Source organism: Sorangium sp. So ce124 (genome assembly GCF_051525235.1).
Taxonomy (GTDB): domain Bacteria; phylum Myxococcota_A; class Polyangia; order Polyangiales; family Polyangiaceae; genus Sorangium; species Sorangium atrum.
Window position 1 is genome coordinate 4198677 of sequence record NZ_CP150312.1, and the last position, 17668, is coordinate 4216344.

A 17668-nucleotide genomic window follows, 5' to 3' on the forward strand; every position below is an offset into this window, starting at 1 on the left:
GTGGGGCGCCTCGCTGCGCTCGGCTCCGGCACAGGGCGGCTCGCCCGGCGGTGGGGGGCCGCAGCGCTGCTGTTGCTCGCGGTCGCCTTGCCGCTCGGGGTGCAGGATCCTTATTTCATGGACATCGCGGTCATGGCCCTCATTTACATGACGGTGGCCGTGGGCCTGAACGTCGTCGTCGGTTATGCCGGCCTCCTCGATCTCGGGCACGCAGCATACTTCGCCGTCGGCGCGTACACGGCGGCGCTCCTCACCCAGCGCGCCGGGCTTTCCTTCACGCTGGCCTTGCCCGCCAGCGGCGCCGTCGCCATGGCGCTGGGCTCCCTCATCGGCCTCCTCGTGCTCCGGCTCCGCCGCGATTATCTGGCCATCGTGACGCTGGGCTTCGGCGAGATCACCAGGATCACCGCCACCAACCTGGACGCGCTCGGCGGCCCCAGCGGCATCTTCGGCCTCGCTCCTCCGTCGCTCCTCGGGCTCCGGCTGGAGCGACCCGTGCACTACTACTACACGACGCTGGCATTGCTGGTCATCGCCGCGTGCGCCGCGGCTCGCCTGCGCGAATCCCGCATCGGACGAGCCTGGGCCTTCTTGCGGGAAGACGAGGAGGCCGCAGAGGCCATGGGCATTCGCACGTTGAGCTACCGGCTCCTCGCCTACCAGATAGGCACCTTCTGCGCCGGCGTCGCCGGCGCGATCTTCGCGATGAAGATGACCGCCGTCGCCCCGGCGAGCTTCGGCTTCATGCGCTCCGTCCTCTTTCTCCTGGCCGTGATCGTGGGCGGCGCCGGCAGCGTGCCCGGCGCCATCCTGGGCGGCGCGCTGGTCACGATCCTCCCCGAGCTCCTCCGGCCGGTCGCCGGGTTCCGCTATCTGATCTTCGGCGCGGCGCTCGTGCTGCTCATGCTCTTCCGCCCGACCGGGCTGTGGCCTGCTCCGAGGGGAGCAGAGGAGTAGCGCCGTGGCGCTGCTGGAGGTCGAGGAAATGAGCCTTCGTTTCGGCGGCCACACCGCGATCCGGTCCCTGAGCTTCTCCGTGGAGGCGGGAGAGACGCTGGGGCTCATCGGCCCGAACGGCGCCGGCAAGACGTGCGTGTTCAACTGCATCAGCGGCTTTTATCGTCCCTCCGCCGGCTCGATCGTGTTCGGCGGGAGATCGCTGTTGCGCCTGCGCCCCGACGAGCGCGCGGCCCTGGGGCTGGCCCGCACCTTCCAGAACCTGCGCCTGTTCCCCCAGCTCTCTGCGGAGGAGAACGTCCTGTCCGGCACGCACTGCCGCACCCGGGCCAGGCTCGTCTCCTCCGTGCTGCGCCTGCCCTCGCAGGTGCGCGAGGAGCGGGAGGCCCGAGCGCAGGCCCGGCGCTGGCTGGAGTTCGTCGGCCTCGCCGGCGAGGCCAGGCGGGCGGCCGGCAACCTGCCCTACGGCGCCCAGCGCCGCCTGGAGATCGCCCGCGCCATGGCGGTCCGCCCCACGCTGCTGCTCCTCGACGAGCCGGCCGCGGGGCTGAGCACGCCGGAGAAGATCGCGCTCACGGATGTCATCCACAGGATCCGCGACGCCGGCGTCACCCTCCTCCTCATCGATCACGACATGACCCTGATCATGTCGATCACCTCCAGGCTGATCGTGCTGGATCATGGAGAGAAGCTCGCCGAGGGGGCGCCGGCCGAGATCCGGCGCGACCCGAGGGTGATCGATGCCTACCTCGGGAGGGAGTCGGATGAGGACATCGAACAAGCTCCTTGAGCTGAAGGGCGTCCATGCCTTCCATGGCACGGTCGAGGCGCTCAAGGGCGTCGACCTCCACGTCGACGAGGGGGAGATCGTGACCCTCCTGGGCAACAACGGCGCTGGCAAGAGCACGGTGCTCGGGGCCATCTCGGGCATCGTGAAGCCCACACAGGGCGAGATCTGGTTTCGGGGCAAGGACATCTCCGGGCGTCGCCCCGAAGACATCGTCCGCATGGGCGTCGTGCAAGCGCCCGAGGGCCGGCGCGTCTTCGAGCCGCTCACCGTCGAGGAGAACCTCCTCGTGGGGGCGTTCTCGGTCCGAGCGCAGCGGGAGCGCGTGAAGGAGGACATGCGCAGGATCTACGCGATGTTCCCCCAGCTCCTCGGGCTGCGGAGCCACCTGGCAGGCACGCTCTCCGGAGGCGAGCAGCAGATGCTCGCCCTCGGCCGCGCGCTGATGGCCCGCCCCGTGCTCCTCATGCTCGACGAGTCGTCCATGGGGCTCTCGCCGAACCTGCGGCGCTTCATCTTCCGGACGGTCCGGGAGATCAACGAGGCAGGCACGACCGTGCTCATGGTCGAGCAGCACGCCCGCGCGGCGCTCCGCGTGGCGAGCCGCGCGTATGTCCTGGAGGCGGGCCGCATCACCCTGCAGGGCTCCGCTGGCGAGCTGAGCACGGACCTGGCCGTGAGCTCCGCCTACCTCGGCGGTCGAGGATAGCCCATCGCGTGCCTCCGCCGCGGCGCCCGTCCACGCGAATTCGAGCGCATCGGCCGGGGCGCCTTCACCGATTCGCGCGGGCCGGAGACCAACGATCCGCCTTCGCCGCGGCGCGCAGCGCCTCCCGCTGCGGGTCGGTCAGCTGCGGGAACGAATAGGTGAGCCAGCACAGCGTGGCGATGGCGGTGCCGTACCTGTTCTGTACCTGGCGCGAGGCGATCGCCGGCTCGGCGTACTCGAGGTCCACCTGCGCGGCGCCGTAGCGGCGCAGCGCTATTCCCTCCAGCTCGCGACGGAGCGTGCTTGCGGCCGTGGCGGCGTCGTCGTGCCCCTCGTACTCGGCGGCGAACCCGCCGAGACAGGCGCCGGTCAGCCGATCGCGGACGCGGACGCGGCCGAGCCCCGCCGTGACGGTCTCGCCGGCCCTCCCGTTCACCGAGGCCATGATCACCTCCATCACCGCACCGTGGCGGAAGTGGGGCTTTGCGACCTCGATGGGGATCTCGTACGCCTCCGGCGGGATTACCGAGCTGCAGAGGATGATATTGAAGTTCTCGATCCCGCCCATCGCCAGGGCCAGATCGAACGACCCTGTATGCCATGGATCGAGCCCACCACCGTAGTCGGTGTCTCCGTATCCAGAAGTGACGAAGTAGGCCAGCGGCACGCGGGTGAGGTAATCTGGTTCTCGCTGCATCGTCCTCGCCTCCGGGACGTCCGGGTTCCGCGCGGCACGTCTCGGCGTTTGCGCGCGAGAGCCGTGGTGGTCGCGCGCACGCCCGGGCCCGCGCCCCGGCAGCATGAGATGCCGGCGCTGCCCCCCGCGTCTCCGGCGCCCGCGAGGACCAGGGCGACGGACTCGCGCTGTCCGCGCTGTCCGGCGCGTCGATCGGAGCGCTGGCTGGAGCGTGCGGGAGCGGTCAGGATGGCGCGGGTCCCCTCACCGCAGGAGCGCCTCATGACCACACCGGAATCCGGCTTTGGCGCCGAGCTCGAGCCCTTCGCCGGGATAACGTCGTTCATGCGTCTTCCGGTCACACGCGACCTGACCGGCGTGGACGTGGCCGTCGTCGGCGTACCGTACGACGGCGGCACGTCCTACCGCAGCGGCGCTCGCCTCGGGCCGCGACGGATCCGCGAGGCGTCCGTGGTGCTGTGGGGGTACAACAACGCTCTCGCGGTCAAGCCCCTCGACGTGCTCAAGGCGGTGGACTACGGCGACGTGAACGTCATTCCTCCATCCATCACCGAGTCGATGGCCAACATCGAGGCCAGAGCCGACGCCGTGCTGGCGGCGGGCGCGACGGTGCTGGCGCTCGGCGGCGATCACTCGGTCAGCCTGCCGCTGATGCGCGCTCACGCCAGGAAGTTCGGCCCGCTCGGGGTCGTGCACTTCGATGCCCACCCGGACACCTGGCACCGCGAGTTCGACGAGCAGCCCTACAGCCACGGGACGTCGTTTCGACGCGCCATCGAGGAGAAGATCATCGATCCTTCGCGCTATGTCCAGGTGGGGCTGCGCGGTCCGACGCCCGAGGCGATAGACTGGCAGTGGGCGCGCGAGCGCGGCGTGCGCGCGATCACGATGGATGACGTCGTGGAGCTCGGCATGCCCGCCGTCGTCCGGATGATGCGAGAGGCCCTCCGCGGCCCGATCTACGTCTCGCTCGACATCGACGCCGCCGACCCGGCCTTCGCGCCGGGCACCGGCACGCCGGAGGTGGGCGGCTTCACCAGCCAGCAGATGCTGCAGCTCGTGCGAGGGCTGCGCGGGGTCGAGCTCGTGGGGTGCGATGTCGTGGAGGTGTCCCCGCCGTACGATCATGGCGATATCACCTCGATCCTGGCCGCCAACCTGGCGTTCGAGCTGCTGTCGCTGATGGCCGTCCGGCGGGCGCGGCGGTCCTGAAGACAACATCGAAGCATGCCGGCGGATGGCGACCCCCTCGGCACACGCCGCCAAGTAGCCGCATGGTTCACGGCATGTTCGCCCGGAGGGGCCTTGACGGGGCGTGCGACCTGAAGCGGCGCGGTCCGGACGGGCAGCGCCGGCGCCCTCAAGGAGCCGGAGGTCCTGGCCTCGCCTTCGAGGACCGGTGAGCGGTGCGCGTCACTGCGTCCGCTGCGAGCTCCAGGCCTACGAGCCCGACGAAGGCGGCTCCGTCCTGACGCGCCGCAGGCCATCGAGGAGCATCATCACCGCCGCGCCTCCGGGCAGCACGAGGAGCCACGCCGGCCCCACGGACGTCATCGCGAACAGCCCATTCAGCCCCGGCACGTAGATGAGAGCGATGGCCAGCGCGACCTCGATCGAGAGCCCGGCGGCTACCCATGGGTTCGACCAGAACGCGAGGCGCTTCCGGAGAGGCCCGTCGCGCTGAGCGAACAGACACCCTATCTGACCCGAGACGATTCCGATGAAGGTCAGGGTGGCAGCCTCTCGCTCCAGCGCGCGAAGCGGATCGAGCGAGTCGAACGGCCTCCAGCCATGCGCCGAATAAAAGCCGAAATACGCCAGTACGCCGAGCAGCGCCTCCACGGTCCCATAAAGGAAGAAAGTCCGAAGCGCGAGCGCCCGGGTGAGGATCGGCTTGCGGGGCGGCTCCGGAGGGACGAGCAAGGTCGCGGGCGAAGGCGGCTCCACGCCGAGCGCCAGCGCGGGGAGCACGTCGGTCCCCAGGTCGATCGCGAGCACCTGCACGATCGCGAGCGGGAGAGGGATCGGAAAGAAGATGTAGAGAAGGAACGGGACGAGCTCCGCGACGTTGCTCGTGAACACATAGCTCACGAAGCGGCGGATATTCTGCTTGATGGCCCGGCCTTCCTCGATGGCCGCGACGATCGTGGCGAAGTTGTCGTCGGACAGGATGATGTCCGACGCCTGCTTTGCCACCTCCGTGCCGCGCAGGCCCATGGCCACGCCGACGTCGGCGGCGCGGAGCGCGGGGGCGTCGTTCACGCCGTCGCCGGTCGCCACGACCACCTCGCCGGACCGCCGCAGCACCTGCACGACCCGCAGCTTCTGCTCCGGCGTCGTGCGCGCGAGGCTCGCGCCGGCCTGGAGCAGCTCGAGCAGCGTCCGGTCGTCCATCGCGTCGATCTCGGGCCCCTCGACCAGGCGGTCCGCCTCCAGCCCGATGGCGGCGGCCACGGAGCGCGCGGTCGCGGGGTGATCGCCTGTCAGGATCACGACCCGCACGCCCGCGCGCCTGCACGCGGCGATCGCCGCGGGGACCTCCGGCCGCGTCGGGTCGTGCAGGCAGGCGAGGCCCAGGCACGTGAGCGGGCCGCCGGCCTCCCTCACGGCGAGCAGGAGGACGCGCTCGCCGCGCTCGGCCGCGCCCACCACCGCCTCGTCCAGGCCCGCGGGCGCCGGCGCGCCGGTCAGCGCGACGACCGCCTCGGGCGCCCCCTTCACGAAGTCCCGCGTGGCGCCGCCTTCCGCGCACGTCACCGCCATGTAGCGCCGGCGCGCGTCGAACGCGGTGTCGGCGATCCGCGGCCACCGGGCGCGCGCCTCGGCCAGGTCCACCCCGCCGGCCGCGGCCCAGCGCGCGAGGGCCACGTCCACCGGATCGCCCTCGCAATCGCCGCCCGCCGGCGCCGGGCGCGCGTCGTTGCACAGCGCGGCCGCGAGCCGCGCCGCCTGCTCCGCGTCCGGGGGCGCGCCGCGCGCGGGGATGAAGCAGCGCACCGAGAGCGCGTTCTGCGTGAGGGTCCCCGTCTTGTCCGTGCAGATGGTCGTCACCGACCCGACCACCTCGACCGCGGACAGGCGCCGCACCGGGGCCCCGCGCGCCGCCATCCGCTGCGCGCCGATCGCGAGCGAGACGCTGAGCGTCGGGAGCAGCCCCTCGGGGACGAGCGCCACGATCACGCCGATCGCGAACGTGAGCGCGCCGAGCGCGCCGACGCGGTGGAACGCCTGCGCGAGCACCAGCGTGGCCGCGCCGGCGATCACCGCGATGGCCGCGGTGACGTGCGAGAGCTGCGCGACCTGGCGCTCGAGCAGCGAGCCCTCGCGCCCGCCCTGCTCGAGGAGCCTGGCGATCTTGCCCGCGGCGCTCTCCGCGCCTGTCGCGAACACGAGCGCCTCGCCCGCGCCGGTCACCACGGACGCGCCGCTCGGGAGCAGGCTCGGGAGCGTGAGCTCCTCCGCGCCTCGGCCCGGCGAGGCGAGCGGCGCGGCGTCGCGATCGACCGGCGCCGTCTCGCCCGTGAGCATCGAGAGGTCGAGCGAGAGGCTGTCTGCGCCGAGCAAGATGCAGTCGGCCGGGACGATCTCGCCTGCCGCGAGCCGGACCACGTCGCCCGGGACGAGCTCGCGCGCCGGCACTCGCCGCTCGACGCCCGCCCGGACGACGCGGGCGCGCACGGCCACCCGGCGCATCAGGCTGCTCACGACCTGCTCGGCGCGGTGCTCCTGGATGAACGCAAACGCGCCGTTGAGCACCACGACAGCGACGATCGCGAACCCGAGCTCCGGGGCGCCCGCTGCGAAGGCCAGCCCGGCGCCGAGCCAGAGCAGCAGCGCGAGCGTGTGCGTGAACTGCGCGACCAGCGTCCGGAGCGGACGTGATCGCCTGGGCGGCGCGGGCTCGTTGTCGCCGCAAGCGAGCCGCCTCCTCGCCGCATCGACGTCCGTCAATCCAGTTGGATTGGATCGCAATGCCTGGATTCGCTCCTCGACGGAGAGCGCGGCGAGCTCCGAGGGATGGATGCGCGGTTTAGCGCCGGTGGCGTGAGACGGCTTTGCCTGTCCGGCCGCGGCGACAGGAGAGGACGATCGACTCACTTCCGAGGCCTCGGCAACGGAGTAGCAAGCAACAAGCCCCGAGGCTCTTCGCCCGCCATTACCGGACGAGCGAGGCGAAGGCAGGAGGCGCCGCCGGGCTGGGCCTCGGGCTCTACGTCCGAGGGCTCGTTTACCGGGCCCACAGGTTGTCCGGATACCGCTGGTCAAGCGCGTGCGCGTGTCGTTCGCGTTGACGCAAGAACTGCAGGTCGCTGCCCATGATCACCGCTGCGGATCCTCGGCAACGCCACCTTGCCAGCTCGCGATGAAGCCCGGTGGGACGTCCGCGCGCGGGTTACCCCGGGCCTGGAGGTGGACAAGGAGCCCAGGCCAGCGCGCTCCGGACGGCTGGGGTCAGGCAGCCCCGGCGTGGCTCGACGCGGCCGGGGCGATCGCTGGCACGTGCCCTGCAACACGGTACCGATACGATTGCGGAGCACCACGGTTCACGTGGGCGCCGCGTCAGGCTCCGTGGCACCCGGCGCGCCTCGCCTGCGCGGGGCGGCCCGGCAGCAGCAGGCTCCTCGAGCGACGCCGATGTGCGTGACCACGATCGCCGCATCGTGCGACTGCAACTAGCGACAAACGGGTTGAAATCGCCTGAAAAGCGAGGAATTTCGAACCGCCAAGACACCAAGAGCGCCAAGAAGAGAATCTTATCTTGGCGTCCTTGGTGTCTTGGCGGTTAATTTCTCGCTTGAACAACGTGATCGCTATTCTGGCAACACTGTACAGCGCACACAACATCGTCTCACAAGGGGCATGCCGTGAGTCAAGTGCGACCAACGCTTCTCGAGATCGTGGTCAAGACGGCCGTGGCCCACTCTGTCACCTACACCCTCGTGGGTCTTCTGGCGTCTTCGCTGCTCGAATGGATGCGCTGAATGATGGGAATTTCCTCCTCGGTCCTGCTCTCGTTCCCCATCATCGGCCTGCTGGCAGGTCAGCCACGGTAGCCCAGACCACCTCCTTTGAGCGGCGAGCGGCCCAGGCTGGGTTCGCGCGCCTCCTCACCGCTTCGGCCTCGGTCAGGCCGTTCGGAGTGGATGCCAATGCTGGAGTCACCCCTCGAGGGAGGGGGCGGCGTGGCTGTGGGTCTCGTGCAACTATCGGCCGATCGAGGCGGGGTCATGGTGTGGACACATAATATGGATCCGTCGGGAGCCCGCGAAGACGAGGGGGCCTGCGCGTCGTCGCCCTGCCGGAGCGGGCCCCACGAGGCCGGCGCGGCGCCGCGCGAGGTCACGGAGCGCGCCGCACCGGAGGGGCGCGACATCACCCAGCGCAAGCAGACGGAGCGGGCGCTCCGCGAGAGCGAGGAGCACTTCCGGCTCACCTTCGAGAACGCGCCCATCGGCATGGCCATCGTCGGGCTCGACGGGCGGTTCATCCGCGTCAACCACGTCTACTGCGAGATCCTGGGCTACTCGGCGGAAGAGCTCTCGAGGCTCCGCTTCCAGGACATCACCCACCCCGACGACGTGGACACCGACGTCGGCCTGGCCGAGCAGCTGCGCCGCGGCGAGATCCCGCGCTATCAGCTCGCCAAGCGATACATCCACAAGGATGGAAGGGTCATCCCCGTCATCCTGCACGGGTCCGTCGTGCGCGGGGCGGAAGGCGAGCCGGTTCACTACATCGCCCAGGTGGAGGACGTGACGGCGCGCAAACAGGCCGAGGAGGAGCGGGAGCGCCTGCTCGCGCAGCTGGACGCCGAGCGCAGGACGCTGCAAATCATCTTCGATAGCGCGCCCATCCCGCTCCTGCTCATCGACAGAAACGATCCGGAGCGCATGCTCGGCAACCCGCACGCGCGAGATCTCACCGGGGGCGCGGAGGAGCGGGGCCACTACGTCGGTCGCCTGCGCCGCCCGGACGGCACCGCCCTCACGCTGGACGAGCTGCCGTCGAGCCGGGCGTTGCGCGGCGAGACGATCCCCGGCGAGGAGCTCATCGTCACCAAGACGGACGGCTCGTGCCGGACCTTCCTCGTCGCCGCCGCGCCGCTCCGCGACAGCGCGGGCACGATCACCGGGGCCGTCGTCGCTGGCGAGGACGTCAGCCCGTTGAAGGAGCTCGCGCGGATGCGCGAGGAGTGGACCAGCGTCATCGCCCATGACCTGCGCCAGCCGATCACCACGATCGTCCTCAAGGCCGCCATGCTCGCAAGGCAACCGCAGTGCAGCGACAAGGCGCAGCACATCCTGGCCAGCGCGATGCAGCTCAACCGGATGATCGACGATCTGCTCGACGTCTCCCGCCTCGAATCGCGTCGGCTGGATCTCAGGCGCGTCGAGGTCGATCTGCCAGCGCTCATCCGGGCGACGGTGGAGCGGACGGCCGACGCGACGAAGGGACATCGGGTCGACGTCGAGGTGCTGGACGGCGTCCCGCCGCTTTGGGCCGATCCCGGGCGCCTGGAGCAGGTGCTCACCAACCTGCTGTCCAACGCGGCCAAGTACGGCGCGCCCGGGACGCCGATCAGGATCGGGGTGGAACGGCGGAGCGGCGAGGTGCTCGTGGCGGTCGAGAACGAGGGGAAGGGGATCGCTCCGGACGAGCTGCCGAGGCTCTTCGCCCGCTATTACCGGACGAGCGAGGCGAAGGCAGGAGGCGCCGCCGGGCTGGGCATCGGGCTCTACATCGTGCGAGGGCTCGTCGAGGCCCACGGGGGGCGGATCTGGGCGGAGAGCGAGCCCGGGAAGGCGACCTTCCGGTTCACGCTGCCCTGTCCTGACTAGGGCCCGGGCCGCTCGACGCGGGGGTGGCTTCGATCTCCGCGGCGTTCCGCCGGCTCCCGTGCTTCGGGGGGCGACCGGCAAGGCCGGCCAGGAAGCGCGGTGAGCAACGCTGGATGCTGACTCCCAGGCGCTGTTGCTCCGCTCGCGAGAGGACCCGGAGCGCGCTGCGCGCCTTGGCCCGAGCCGTGCAGCCCGCGGGCCATGGCCGGGTGGATCATGCCCAATCTTGATCTCGTGCCCCAACAGAAGATCTCCAGCTTCCGCAAGCTGGCCATAGGCACCTGGCGCACCGCGTACGATCCGTCGGTGTACGGCACGCTCACGCTGCGCATGGACCGCGCGCTCGACTACATCCAGGCGTTCCGGCGCAGCACCGGCCGTCGGCTCACGGTGACGCACCTGGTCGCCAAGGCCTGCGCCGAGGCGCTGCGCCGCTGCCCCGACGCCAACGCGATCTTGCGCTGGAACAAGATCTACCTCCGGCGCGGCGTCACCGTCTCGGTGCTGGTCGTGCAGGCGGCCAGCGGCGACGGCGAGGTGGATCTCACCGTGACCACGATCGAGCGGGCCCATGAGAAGAGCCTGGTGCAGATCGTCGACGAGCTGGACCGGACGATCGAGCGCGCGCGCCAGCGGCGCGACAGGGCGGTGGAAGAGACGAAGCGAACGATCCGACACGTCCCGTTCCTCTTCATGAACCTCTTCCTGCGCCTGCTCTCATTCGTGATGTACACGCTCAACCTGGACCTGTCGAAGCTCGGGCTTCCGCGCGACCCGTTCGGCGCGCTCACGGTGACCAACGTCGGCTCGCTGGGCCTGGAGAACGCCTATGTGCCGCTCGTGCCGTATACGCGGACGCCGGTCCTCGTTGTCCCGGGCGTGGTGAGCGACGAGCCGGTGGTCGAGGACGGCAAGGTGGTGCCCGGCAAGGTGATGCGCGTGAGCGCCACGTTCGATCACCGCTTCATCGACGGCTTCCACGCGAGCGTGCTGGCGCGCACAGTGCGCGAGATGCTGGAGGACCCGTTCCGTTGCTTTGATCGGCTGGACGCGGACGCGCCCGCGCCTGGCTGACGTACGTCGCGTCTCCCGCGGGCGTCTCCGCGCTGCCGGCACGGACACGCCGGCTCTACGTTCTCCGGCGCGGCTCGGCAGCGTCGGGCGCTGGCTCGGCGACGACCAGCTCGCACGACGACGAGGAATCCATGTACATCAACTATCTCACGCTTCCGCTCGTCACGGCGGCGGCGGCGCTGGCGCTCGGGGCCTGGTATCTCTTCGGCACGCCCGCCCCCGGTGACTCGCAGGCTCGCCGCCGCAGCTTTGCCTGGGCGTTCGGGGCGTGCGGGCTCATCCTGCTCATCACGGGCCTCCACCTCGTGCTGACATGGCCCATCCCGGGCGGGTACAACATCGTCTTCGGAGAGCCGCTCGTTTATTTCGGGACATTGCTCGTGATCGGCGCACCGGCGCTGTCGCTCGGCGAGCGCCTGGGACCCCTGCTCCTGCTCGGGGCCCTCGGGGGCATCACCAACCTGGTGCTCGCGCTGGCCATCGCGCGCCACGGGATGACGCAGAACCCGGCGCTCGCCGCGGCGATGTACAGCGCGAGCGGCCTCGGGTTGCTGATCGCTCCGGCGATGGGCAGGTCCGCGCTGGCGCGGCGCGCAGCAGGCGCGCTGCTCGCCGCTTCGGCGGCGCTGTTCGCGCTGTTCGGCTATGTGGCCTACGTGAAGCACACGGGCCTCGACGCGTTCGGGAGATGGGTGCCGCTCGAGATGCGCTCGTGGCGATAGCCGGCACGGCGACCACCGCGCCTGCAGCCGCGCCCAGCAGCGTCGAGGATGCGGACAGGCCCACCGTGACCGCGTGGGTGGCCGGGTCGCCGTATCCGAGGATGAGCCCGTGCCCTGATGGCGCCTCCGACAGGAATCACGGCAGCTGGCATCACAGGCCCAGGCGAGCCGTCGATCTCTCGGGCGCTCGGGAGGCGACGACCGGAGCGCGCGATCGGCACCCGACAAAGCAGGCCCTGAGGTTGCATCCTGGAGGGCGACCACAGAAGGGCGGCCGGACCCGCCCAGGAGATCTTCCGCGATGCCCCACAAGCAACTCCTTTTCCACGCCGCTGCTCGCGAGAAGGTCCTTCGCGGCGCCACGGCGCTCGCCGACGCGGTCCGCGTGACGCTCGGCCCGAAGTCGAAGAGCGTGCTCATCGGGCGCGCGTGGGGGCGCCCCACCGTGTGCAACGACGGCGTCTCGATCGCCAAGGAGCTGAGCCTCAAGGACCCCGAAGAGGACGTCGGGGTACAGATCATCCGCGAGGCGGCGGAGCGCACGGGCGACGCGGTCGGCGACGGCACGACGACCTCCACCCTCCTGGCTCATGCGATCTTCGCGGAGGGGCTCCGCAACATCGCCGCGGGCGCGAGCGCGATCGACCTCAAGCGCGGCATCGAGCGGGGACTCCACGCGGCCGTCGAAGCGGTGCGGTCGCTCTCCCGCCCCGTGCTGAGCCGCCAGGAGAAGGTCCAGGTCGCCACGGTCGCGGCGCACAACGACGCGGCCATCGGCGAGCTCATCGGCGACGCCGTGGAGAAGGTCGGCGGAGAGGGCGTCATCAGCGTCGAGGAGGCGAAGGGGACAGAGACGGCGGTCGAGGTCGTGCAAGGCATGCAGTTCGACCGCGGGTACCTCTCGCCCTACTTCGTGACGGACCCGGAGCGCATGGAGTGCGTGCTGGAGGAGCCGCTCATCCTGATCCACGAGAAGCGTATCAGCGTCATGAAAGACCTGCTCCCCCTGCTCGAGGAGGTCGCTAAAGAGAGGCAGAGCTTTCTGCTCGTCGCGGAGGAGGTCGACGGCGACGCGCTGGCCACGCTCGTCGTGAACAAGCTGCGCGGCACGCTCGCGTGCGTCGCGGTCAAGGCGCCCGGCTTCGGAGACCGACGCAAGGCGATGCTCGAGGACATCGCGATCCTGACCGGGGGACAGGTGATCGCCGAAGAAGCAGGGGTGAAGCTGGAGCACGTGACGCGGGACCAGCTCGGGCGGGCGGCGCGGGTCGTCGTGAAGCAGGAGAACACGACGATCATCGGCGGCGCCGGCGACCCGCACGCCATCCAGGCGAGGGTCGAGCTGCTCCGGCGGCAGAGGCGGGAGGCGAAGAGCGACTACGATCGCGAGAAGCTCGAGGAACGCCTGGCGAAGCTCGTCGGGGGCGTGGCGGTCGTCCGGGTCGGGGCGCCGTCCGAGACGGAGATGAAGTCTCGGAAAGAGGCTTTCGAGGACGCGATCAGCGCGACCAAGGCGGCGGTTGTCGAGGGCGTCGTGCCCGGCGCGGGGCTCGCGCTCCTGCGCGCGAGCGTCGCGGTGGAGCACGAGGAGCAGCGCTGCGACGGCGACGAGCGCACCGGCGTGCGCATCCTGCGCCGCGCGCTCGAGGCCCCGACGCGGCAGATCGCGGAGAACTCCGGCGTCGACGCCGGCGTCGTGCTCGAGCGGATGCGCGCCGGCGGCGGCAATCTCGGGTTCGACGCGGCGAGCGGCGCGTACGTCGATCTCGTCGAGTCGGGCATCATCGACCCGACCAAGGTGGTGCGCGTCGCGCTCGAGAACGCCGTGTCGGTGGCGAGCGTGCTGCTCTTGACGGAGGCGACGTTGACCGATGTGCCCGAGCCGGCGGCGAAGGAGCGGGCGGCCGCGCCCCCGCTCGCTCGAATGAGCGGCGCGTCGGGTTCATCGGCCATCAGGCGATCTCGTCCATCCGAGCTCTCGAGAACACGACCGGCAATCTACGAAAACCACGGAACATGACGCTCTCGCATCTCCGCACCGGCGGGCTCTGTTCGTCGAGCTTCAGGCCTGCCATGCGGCGAATCAGGCTGGCGAGCCCTATCTCGAGCTCCCGGCGCGCCAGGCCGGCGCCCAGACACCCGTGCGGACCAAAACCGAACGCAATGTGCTTGCCCGGCGCGCGCGTGATGTCGAAACGATCGGGCTCGTCGAAGATCTCTGGATCCCGGTTCGCCGATGCTGTGCCGAGGAAGACGGTCTGGCATCGCTGGATGCGCTTGTCGCGGATCTTCAAATCTTCTGCCGCGACCCGGCAAACGAACGGCACCGATCCGTCGTAGCGCAGGCACTCCTCGACAGCGGACCTGATGAGCGCCGGGTTCTCGCGCAGCTGATTCAACTGGTCTGGGTGCATGAGGAGCGCATGGACCGCGTTGCCGAGCTGGTCGATGGTCGTGACGTGTCCGGCCGCGAGGACCAAGATGCATTGAGCCGTGACCTCCTCCGCAGACAGCTTTCCTTCCTGCTGTCCGGCCACGAAGATGCTCACCAGGTCGTTGCTCGGGCGCATGCGCCGCTCGTCGATGATGGTGAGGAAATAGCGCTCCAGATTGCATATCGCTTCGTTGGCTGATCTGGCGTCCTCCTCGACGTCCAGGATCGTGCCGCCGAAGAACCGCGCGGCGTCCTCGGACCACTTCTGGAACGACCCCCGATCTGCGTCAGGGATGCCGAACATGTGGGCGATCGCCGTGGCTGGCAATGGCTGAGCCAAGTCACGCACGATATCCATGCGACCGTGCGGCTCTACCTTGTCGAGGATCTCGTCCGTCACGCGCTGGAGGAGCGGCCGGAACCCGTCGAGGACGCCCTGCGTGAACCCCTGGTTGCCCACACGGCGCAGGCGGGCGTGTTCCGGGCCCTCTTTCATCAGCATCATGCCTCCGAAGAGGCGCACGAAGTCGCGGGCGACCTCGCGCTTCCCCGGTGGTAGCTGCGCGTCGACGATCGCCTGCGGCCGCCTCTGGCGCAGGCGCGGGTCTCGGAATGCCTCGACAACGTCGTCATAGCGCGTCAGCACCCAGCCGTGGAGCGATTCAGACCAACGGACCGGCTCATCGTGGCGCCAGCGGCGGAAGTAGGCAGAGGGATCGAGCAAAAGTTCCTGAATTGCCACGTCGTCTTGGATGAGCGCTTGCATGATCGTTTGGGATGAATGCCTCGGATCGATGTCGATAACGTCTGCTTCTGCCGAGGTGCTTAAGAACGTACGCGGCCGGCGGTAGTCTCGACGACCGAGCTCCGCCGCGAAACGGCGCAGCGCGGTCACTCCTCCTCGAGGAGCCCGCGAAAGACGTCCACATAGCTGACGATGCCGACCAGGGCACCTTCTCCGTCGATGACCGGGAGCGCGCCGATCTTGTTGTCGAGCATGAGCTCCATGAGCTCGGTCACGTCCGCGTCCGGACTGGCGCTCACGACATTGCCGCTCATGATCGTGGACACCGGCGCGCGGGCCTTCCGCAGCGCCCTGTCGACGACCGCGGCGTCCTCCGAGTAGGGCAACTGGAGCGCGCGCAGGTCGCGATCGCTGAGCATCCCGACCAGCTCACCCTGCTCGTCGACGACCGGCACGTGGCGGAAGTCCATCGTCTGGAGCACGTTCACCGCCTCGCCGATGGGGTCGTCGACCCGCACGGTCCGGGGATTCTCGGTCATGAGCTCGGCGGCGCAGATCTTGGGTATCGGCATCTCCTCCTCGCTCAATGCAACTCGCGGACCAGCGGATCCCGCGACGAGCTGCGCCGCCGGAGGAGCTCGGAACTGCCCTCGACCTCGGTGCGGACGATGCGGTCGTTCAGCCAGTCGACGAGCAGGGCCGCTCGATCGCGCGATCGGCAGCTCATCCGGCAGGGCGCCCCGACGACAGGGCGAAGCGGCCGCGCGGCCGGAAGCGTCGGAGCGTCGACGGACCACGTCGTGCTGGGCGAGAGCCCCGGCGAAGAGCTTCACACGGCAAGGGCGCTCGGCTTCGCCCTGCTGACGGAGGGCGAGCTCCGGAAGCTCGTCCAGGCGTGAACGGGGGTCGCATGGAGAACGTCGACATCGCGCGCGTCTTCGAGGAGGTGGCGGATCTGCTCGAGATCCAGGACGAGAGCCCGTTCCGCGTGCGGGCCTACCGCACCGCGGCGCGCACGCTGGCGGCGCTCGGTGAGCCCGTGGCCGGGCTCGTGGAGCGTGCGGGCGCGCTCACCGCGCTGCCTGGAATCGGCAAGGATCTCGCGGGCAAGATCGTCGAGCTCCTCGAGACCGGCGAGCTGCCGCTGCTGAAGCAGCTGGCGGCGAAGACCCCCGAGAGCCTCGTCGAGATGATGCGGATCCCGTCGCTCGGGCCGAAGCGCGCGCGGCTGCTGTACGAGAGGCTCGGCGTCGAGACGGTGGACGAGCTCGAGCAGGCCGCGCGGTCGGGTCGCCTCCTCGAGGTGCGCGGCTTCGGCGAGAAGCTCGCCGCGACGATCCTCGACGGCTGCGTGAAGCGGCGGGCCACCGCCGGGCGCGTCCGGCTCGCGGACGCCGAGGCGCAGGTCGCGCCGCTGCTCAAGCACCTCCGGGCGGCGCGCGGGGCCCTGGCCGTCGAGGTGGCTGGCAGCCTCCGGCGCCGCAAGGAGACGGTGGGCGACGTCGACATCCTCGTGTCCGCCAGCCAGGGCGAGCCCGTCGCGTCGCGCCTGATGGCGTACCCGGACATCAAGCAGGTGCTCGCCCACGGCGCGACGAAGTGCTCGGTCGTGCTGCGGTCCGGGCTCCAGATCGACCTCCGTGTCGTGCCGCCGGAGTCCTACGGCGCGGCCCTCCATTACTTCACGGGCTCGAAGGCCCACAACATCGCCGTCCGCACGCTGGGCGTGAATCGCGGGCTCAAGATCAACGAATACGGGATCTTCCGGGACGATCGGCGGATCGCGGGGCGGGCGGAGGCGGACGTCTTTCGCGCGGTCGGACTGCCCTGGATCCCGCCCGAGCTGCGCGAGGACGCCGGCGAGATCGAGGCCGCGCGCGAGCGCCGGCTGCCCGAGCTCGTCGAGGTCGGCGCCATCCGGGGTGACCTGCACGTGCACACGACGTACACCGACGGGCGCGACGAGCTCGAGGTGATGGTCAGGGCGTGCAAGGCGCGCGGGTACGACTACGTGGCGATCACCGATCACACGCAGGCGGTCCGCGTGGCGCGCGGGCTCGACGCCCGCGGGCTCCGCGAGCAGGCGAGGGCCGTCGACAGGCTGCGCCGGACGATCGGCGGGATCGCGATCCTTCACGGCGCCGAGGTCGACATCCTCGAGGACGGGTCGCTCGACCTCGACGACGCCGCGCTGGCGGCGCTCGATTACGTCGTCGCCAGCGTGCACTCGAAGCTCACGATGCCGGAGCCCGCGATGACGCGCCGCGTCCTCCGCGCGCTCGAGAGCCCGTTCGTCACGGCCCTCGGCCACCCGACCGGGCGCCTCCTCGGCAAGCGCGAGCCGTACGCGCTGGACGTCGCGCGGATCGCGCGCGCCGCGCGCGAGCTCGGCGTGCTGCTCGAGATCAACGCGCAGCCCGAGCGCCTGGACCTCTGCGACGTCCACGTCCGCCTCGCGCGCGAGGCAGGCGCGAAGCTCGTTGTCGCCACCGACGCGCACGCCGTGGGGGAGCTCGACTTCATGCGCCACGGGATCGATCAGGCGCGGCGGGGCTGGTGCGCTGGGGCGGACATCGCGAACACCGCGCCTCGCGCGGAGTTCCTCGAGCTCATCGGCCGGCGCAGGCGCGACGCCTCGCTGTCATCGGCTGGATGAGCGCCCCCTGCGCCGCGCGCTGCGCGGCGGCGACGACCGATTCTCTTC

At 70.4% G+C, this 17668-nt stretch carries 14 protein-coding genes; 10 read left to right on the top strand and 4 right to left on the bottom strand.

Annotated features, from left to right (window positions below):
• Genes WMF19_RS15885 through WMF19_RS15895 form a run of 3 tightly spaced genes read left to right on the top strand, consistent with a single transcriptional unit; the run spans window position 1 to window position 2453 of the window.
• Window positions 1–957: a branched-chain amino acid ABC transporter permease gene (locus WMF19_RS15885; protein WP_437899873.1), complete on the top strand. Its 957-nt coding sequence runs from the start codon at window positions 1–3 to the stop codon at window positions 955–957.
• 4 nt (window positions 958–961) lie between these two features.
• Entirely contained in the window at window positions 962–1747 is a 786-nt protein-coding gene (locus WMF19_RS15890; RefSeq protein WP_437329421.1) for an ABC transporter ATP-binding protein, read from the top strand.
• Window positions 1722–2453 (top strand): ABC transporter ATP-binding protein, encoded by a 732-nt coding sequence (locus WMF19_RS15895; protein ID WP_437899874.1) that lies wholly within the window; start codon window positions 1722–1724, stop codon window positions 2451–2453. Before WMF19_RS15890 ends, WMF19_RS15895 begins: the two co-directional genes overlap by 26 nt.
• A gap of 64 nt (window positions 2454–2517) precedes the next feature.
• Here WMF19_RS15895 and WMF19_RS15900 read toward each other — a convergent pair whose 3' ends face one another.
• Window positions 2518–3150, bottom strand: coding sequence for a pyruvoyl-dependent arginine decarboxylase (locus WMF19_RS15900; protein WP_437899875.1), 633 nt, complete (start codon window positions 3148–3150; stop codon window positions 2518–2520).
• Between the two features lie 261 nt (window positions 3151–3411).
• On the opposite strand from WMF19_RS15900, the gene speB reads away from it, so the two are divergent.
• On the top strand, window positions 3412–4362 hold the full coding sequence (gene speB / locus WMF19_RS15905; protein ID WP_437329424.1) for an agmatinase: 951 nt from the start codon (window positions 3412–3414) through the stop codon (window positions 4360–4362).
• A 228-nt stretch (window positions 4363–4590) separates the two neighbouring features.
• Here the strand turns inward: speB and WMF19_RS15910 are convergent, their stop codons facing one another.
• The gene (locus WMF19_RS15910) at window positions 4591–7248 is read right to left on the bottom strand and encodes a cation-translocating P-type ATPase (protein ID WP_437899876.1); all 2658 of its coding nucleotides are present in this window, start codon (window positions 7246–7248) and stop codon (window positions 4591–4593) included.
• 1148 nt (window positions 7249–8396) lie between these two features.
• Here WMF19_RS15910 and WMF19_RS15915 point away from each other — a divergent pair.
• From WMF19_RS15915 to groL, 4 genes are all read left to right on the top strand, one after another.
• Window positions 8397–9989 carry a PAS domain S-box protein gene (locus WMF19_RS15915; RefSeq protein WP_437899878.1) on the top strand — a complete coding sequence of 531 codons (1593 nt, stop codon included), beginning with the start codon at window positions 8397–8399 and terminating at the stop codon, window positions 9987–9989.
• A 216-nt stretch (window positions 9990–10205) separates the two neighbouring features.
• Window positions 10206–11063 (top strand): 2-oxo acid dehydrogenase subunit E2, encoded by an 858-nt coding sequence (locus tag WMF19_RS15920; protein ID WP_437899880.1) that lies wholly within the window; start codon window positions 10206–10208, stop codon window positions 11061–11063.
• 131 nt (window positions 11064–11194) lie between these two features.
• Complete coding sequence (locus WMF19_RS15925; protein WP_437899881.1) at window positions 11195–11785, top strand: DUF981 family protein; 591 nt, start codon at window positions 11195–11197, stop codon at window positions 11783–11785.
• A 301-nt stretch (window positions 11786–12086) separates the two neighbouring features.
• Window positions 12087–13805 carry a chaperonin GroEL gene (gene groL, locus WMF19_RS15930; protein ID WP_437899882.1) on the top strand — a complete coding sequence of 573 codons (1719 nt, stop codon included), beginning with the start codon at window positions 12087–12089 and terminating at the stop codon, window positions 13803–13805.
• Here groL and WMF19_RS15935 read toward each other — a convergent pair.
• Both WMF19_RS15935 and WMF19_RS15940 read right to left on the bottom strand, forming a co-directional pair.
• Window positions 13738–15114, bottom strand: coding sequence for a cytochrome P450 (locus WMF19_RS15935; RefSeq protein ID WP_437899883.1), 1377 nt, complete (start codon window positions 15112–15114; stop codon window positions 13738–13740). The genes groL and WMF19_RS15935 overlap by 68 nt on opposite strands.
• Entirely contained in the window at window positions 15111–15536 is a 426-nt protein-coding gene (locus WMF19_RS15940; RefSeq protein WP_437899884.1) for a CBS domain-containing protein, read from the bottom strand. The genes WMF19_RS15935 and WMF19_RS15940 overlap by 4 nt, the downstream gene beginning before the upstream one ends.
• A gap of 96 nt (window positions 15537–15632) precedes the next feature.
• Here WMF19_RS15940 and WMF19_RS15945 point away from each other — a divergent pair, with 96 nt between their 5' ends.
• Complete coding sequence (locus WMF19_RS15945) at window positions 15633–15863, top strand: hypothetical protein (RefSeq protein ID WP_437899885.1); 231 nt, start codon at window positions 15633–15635, stop codon at window positions 15861–15863.
• A gap of 11 nt (window positions 15864–15874) precedes the next feature.
• Window positions 15875–17620 carry a DNA polymerase/3'-5' exonuclease PolX gene (gene polX, locus WMF19_RS15950; RefSeq protein WP_437899886.1) on the top strand — a complete coding sequence of 582 codons (1746 nt, stop codon included), beginning with the start codon at window positions 15875–15877 and terminating at the stop codon, window positions 17618–17620.
• The last annotated feature ends 48 nt before the right edge of the window (window positions 17621–17668 follow it).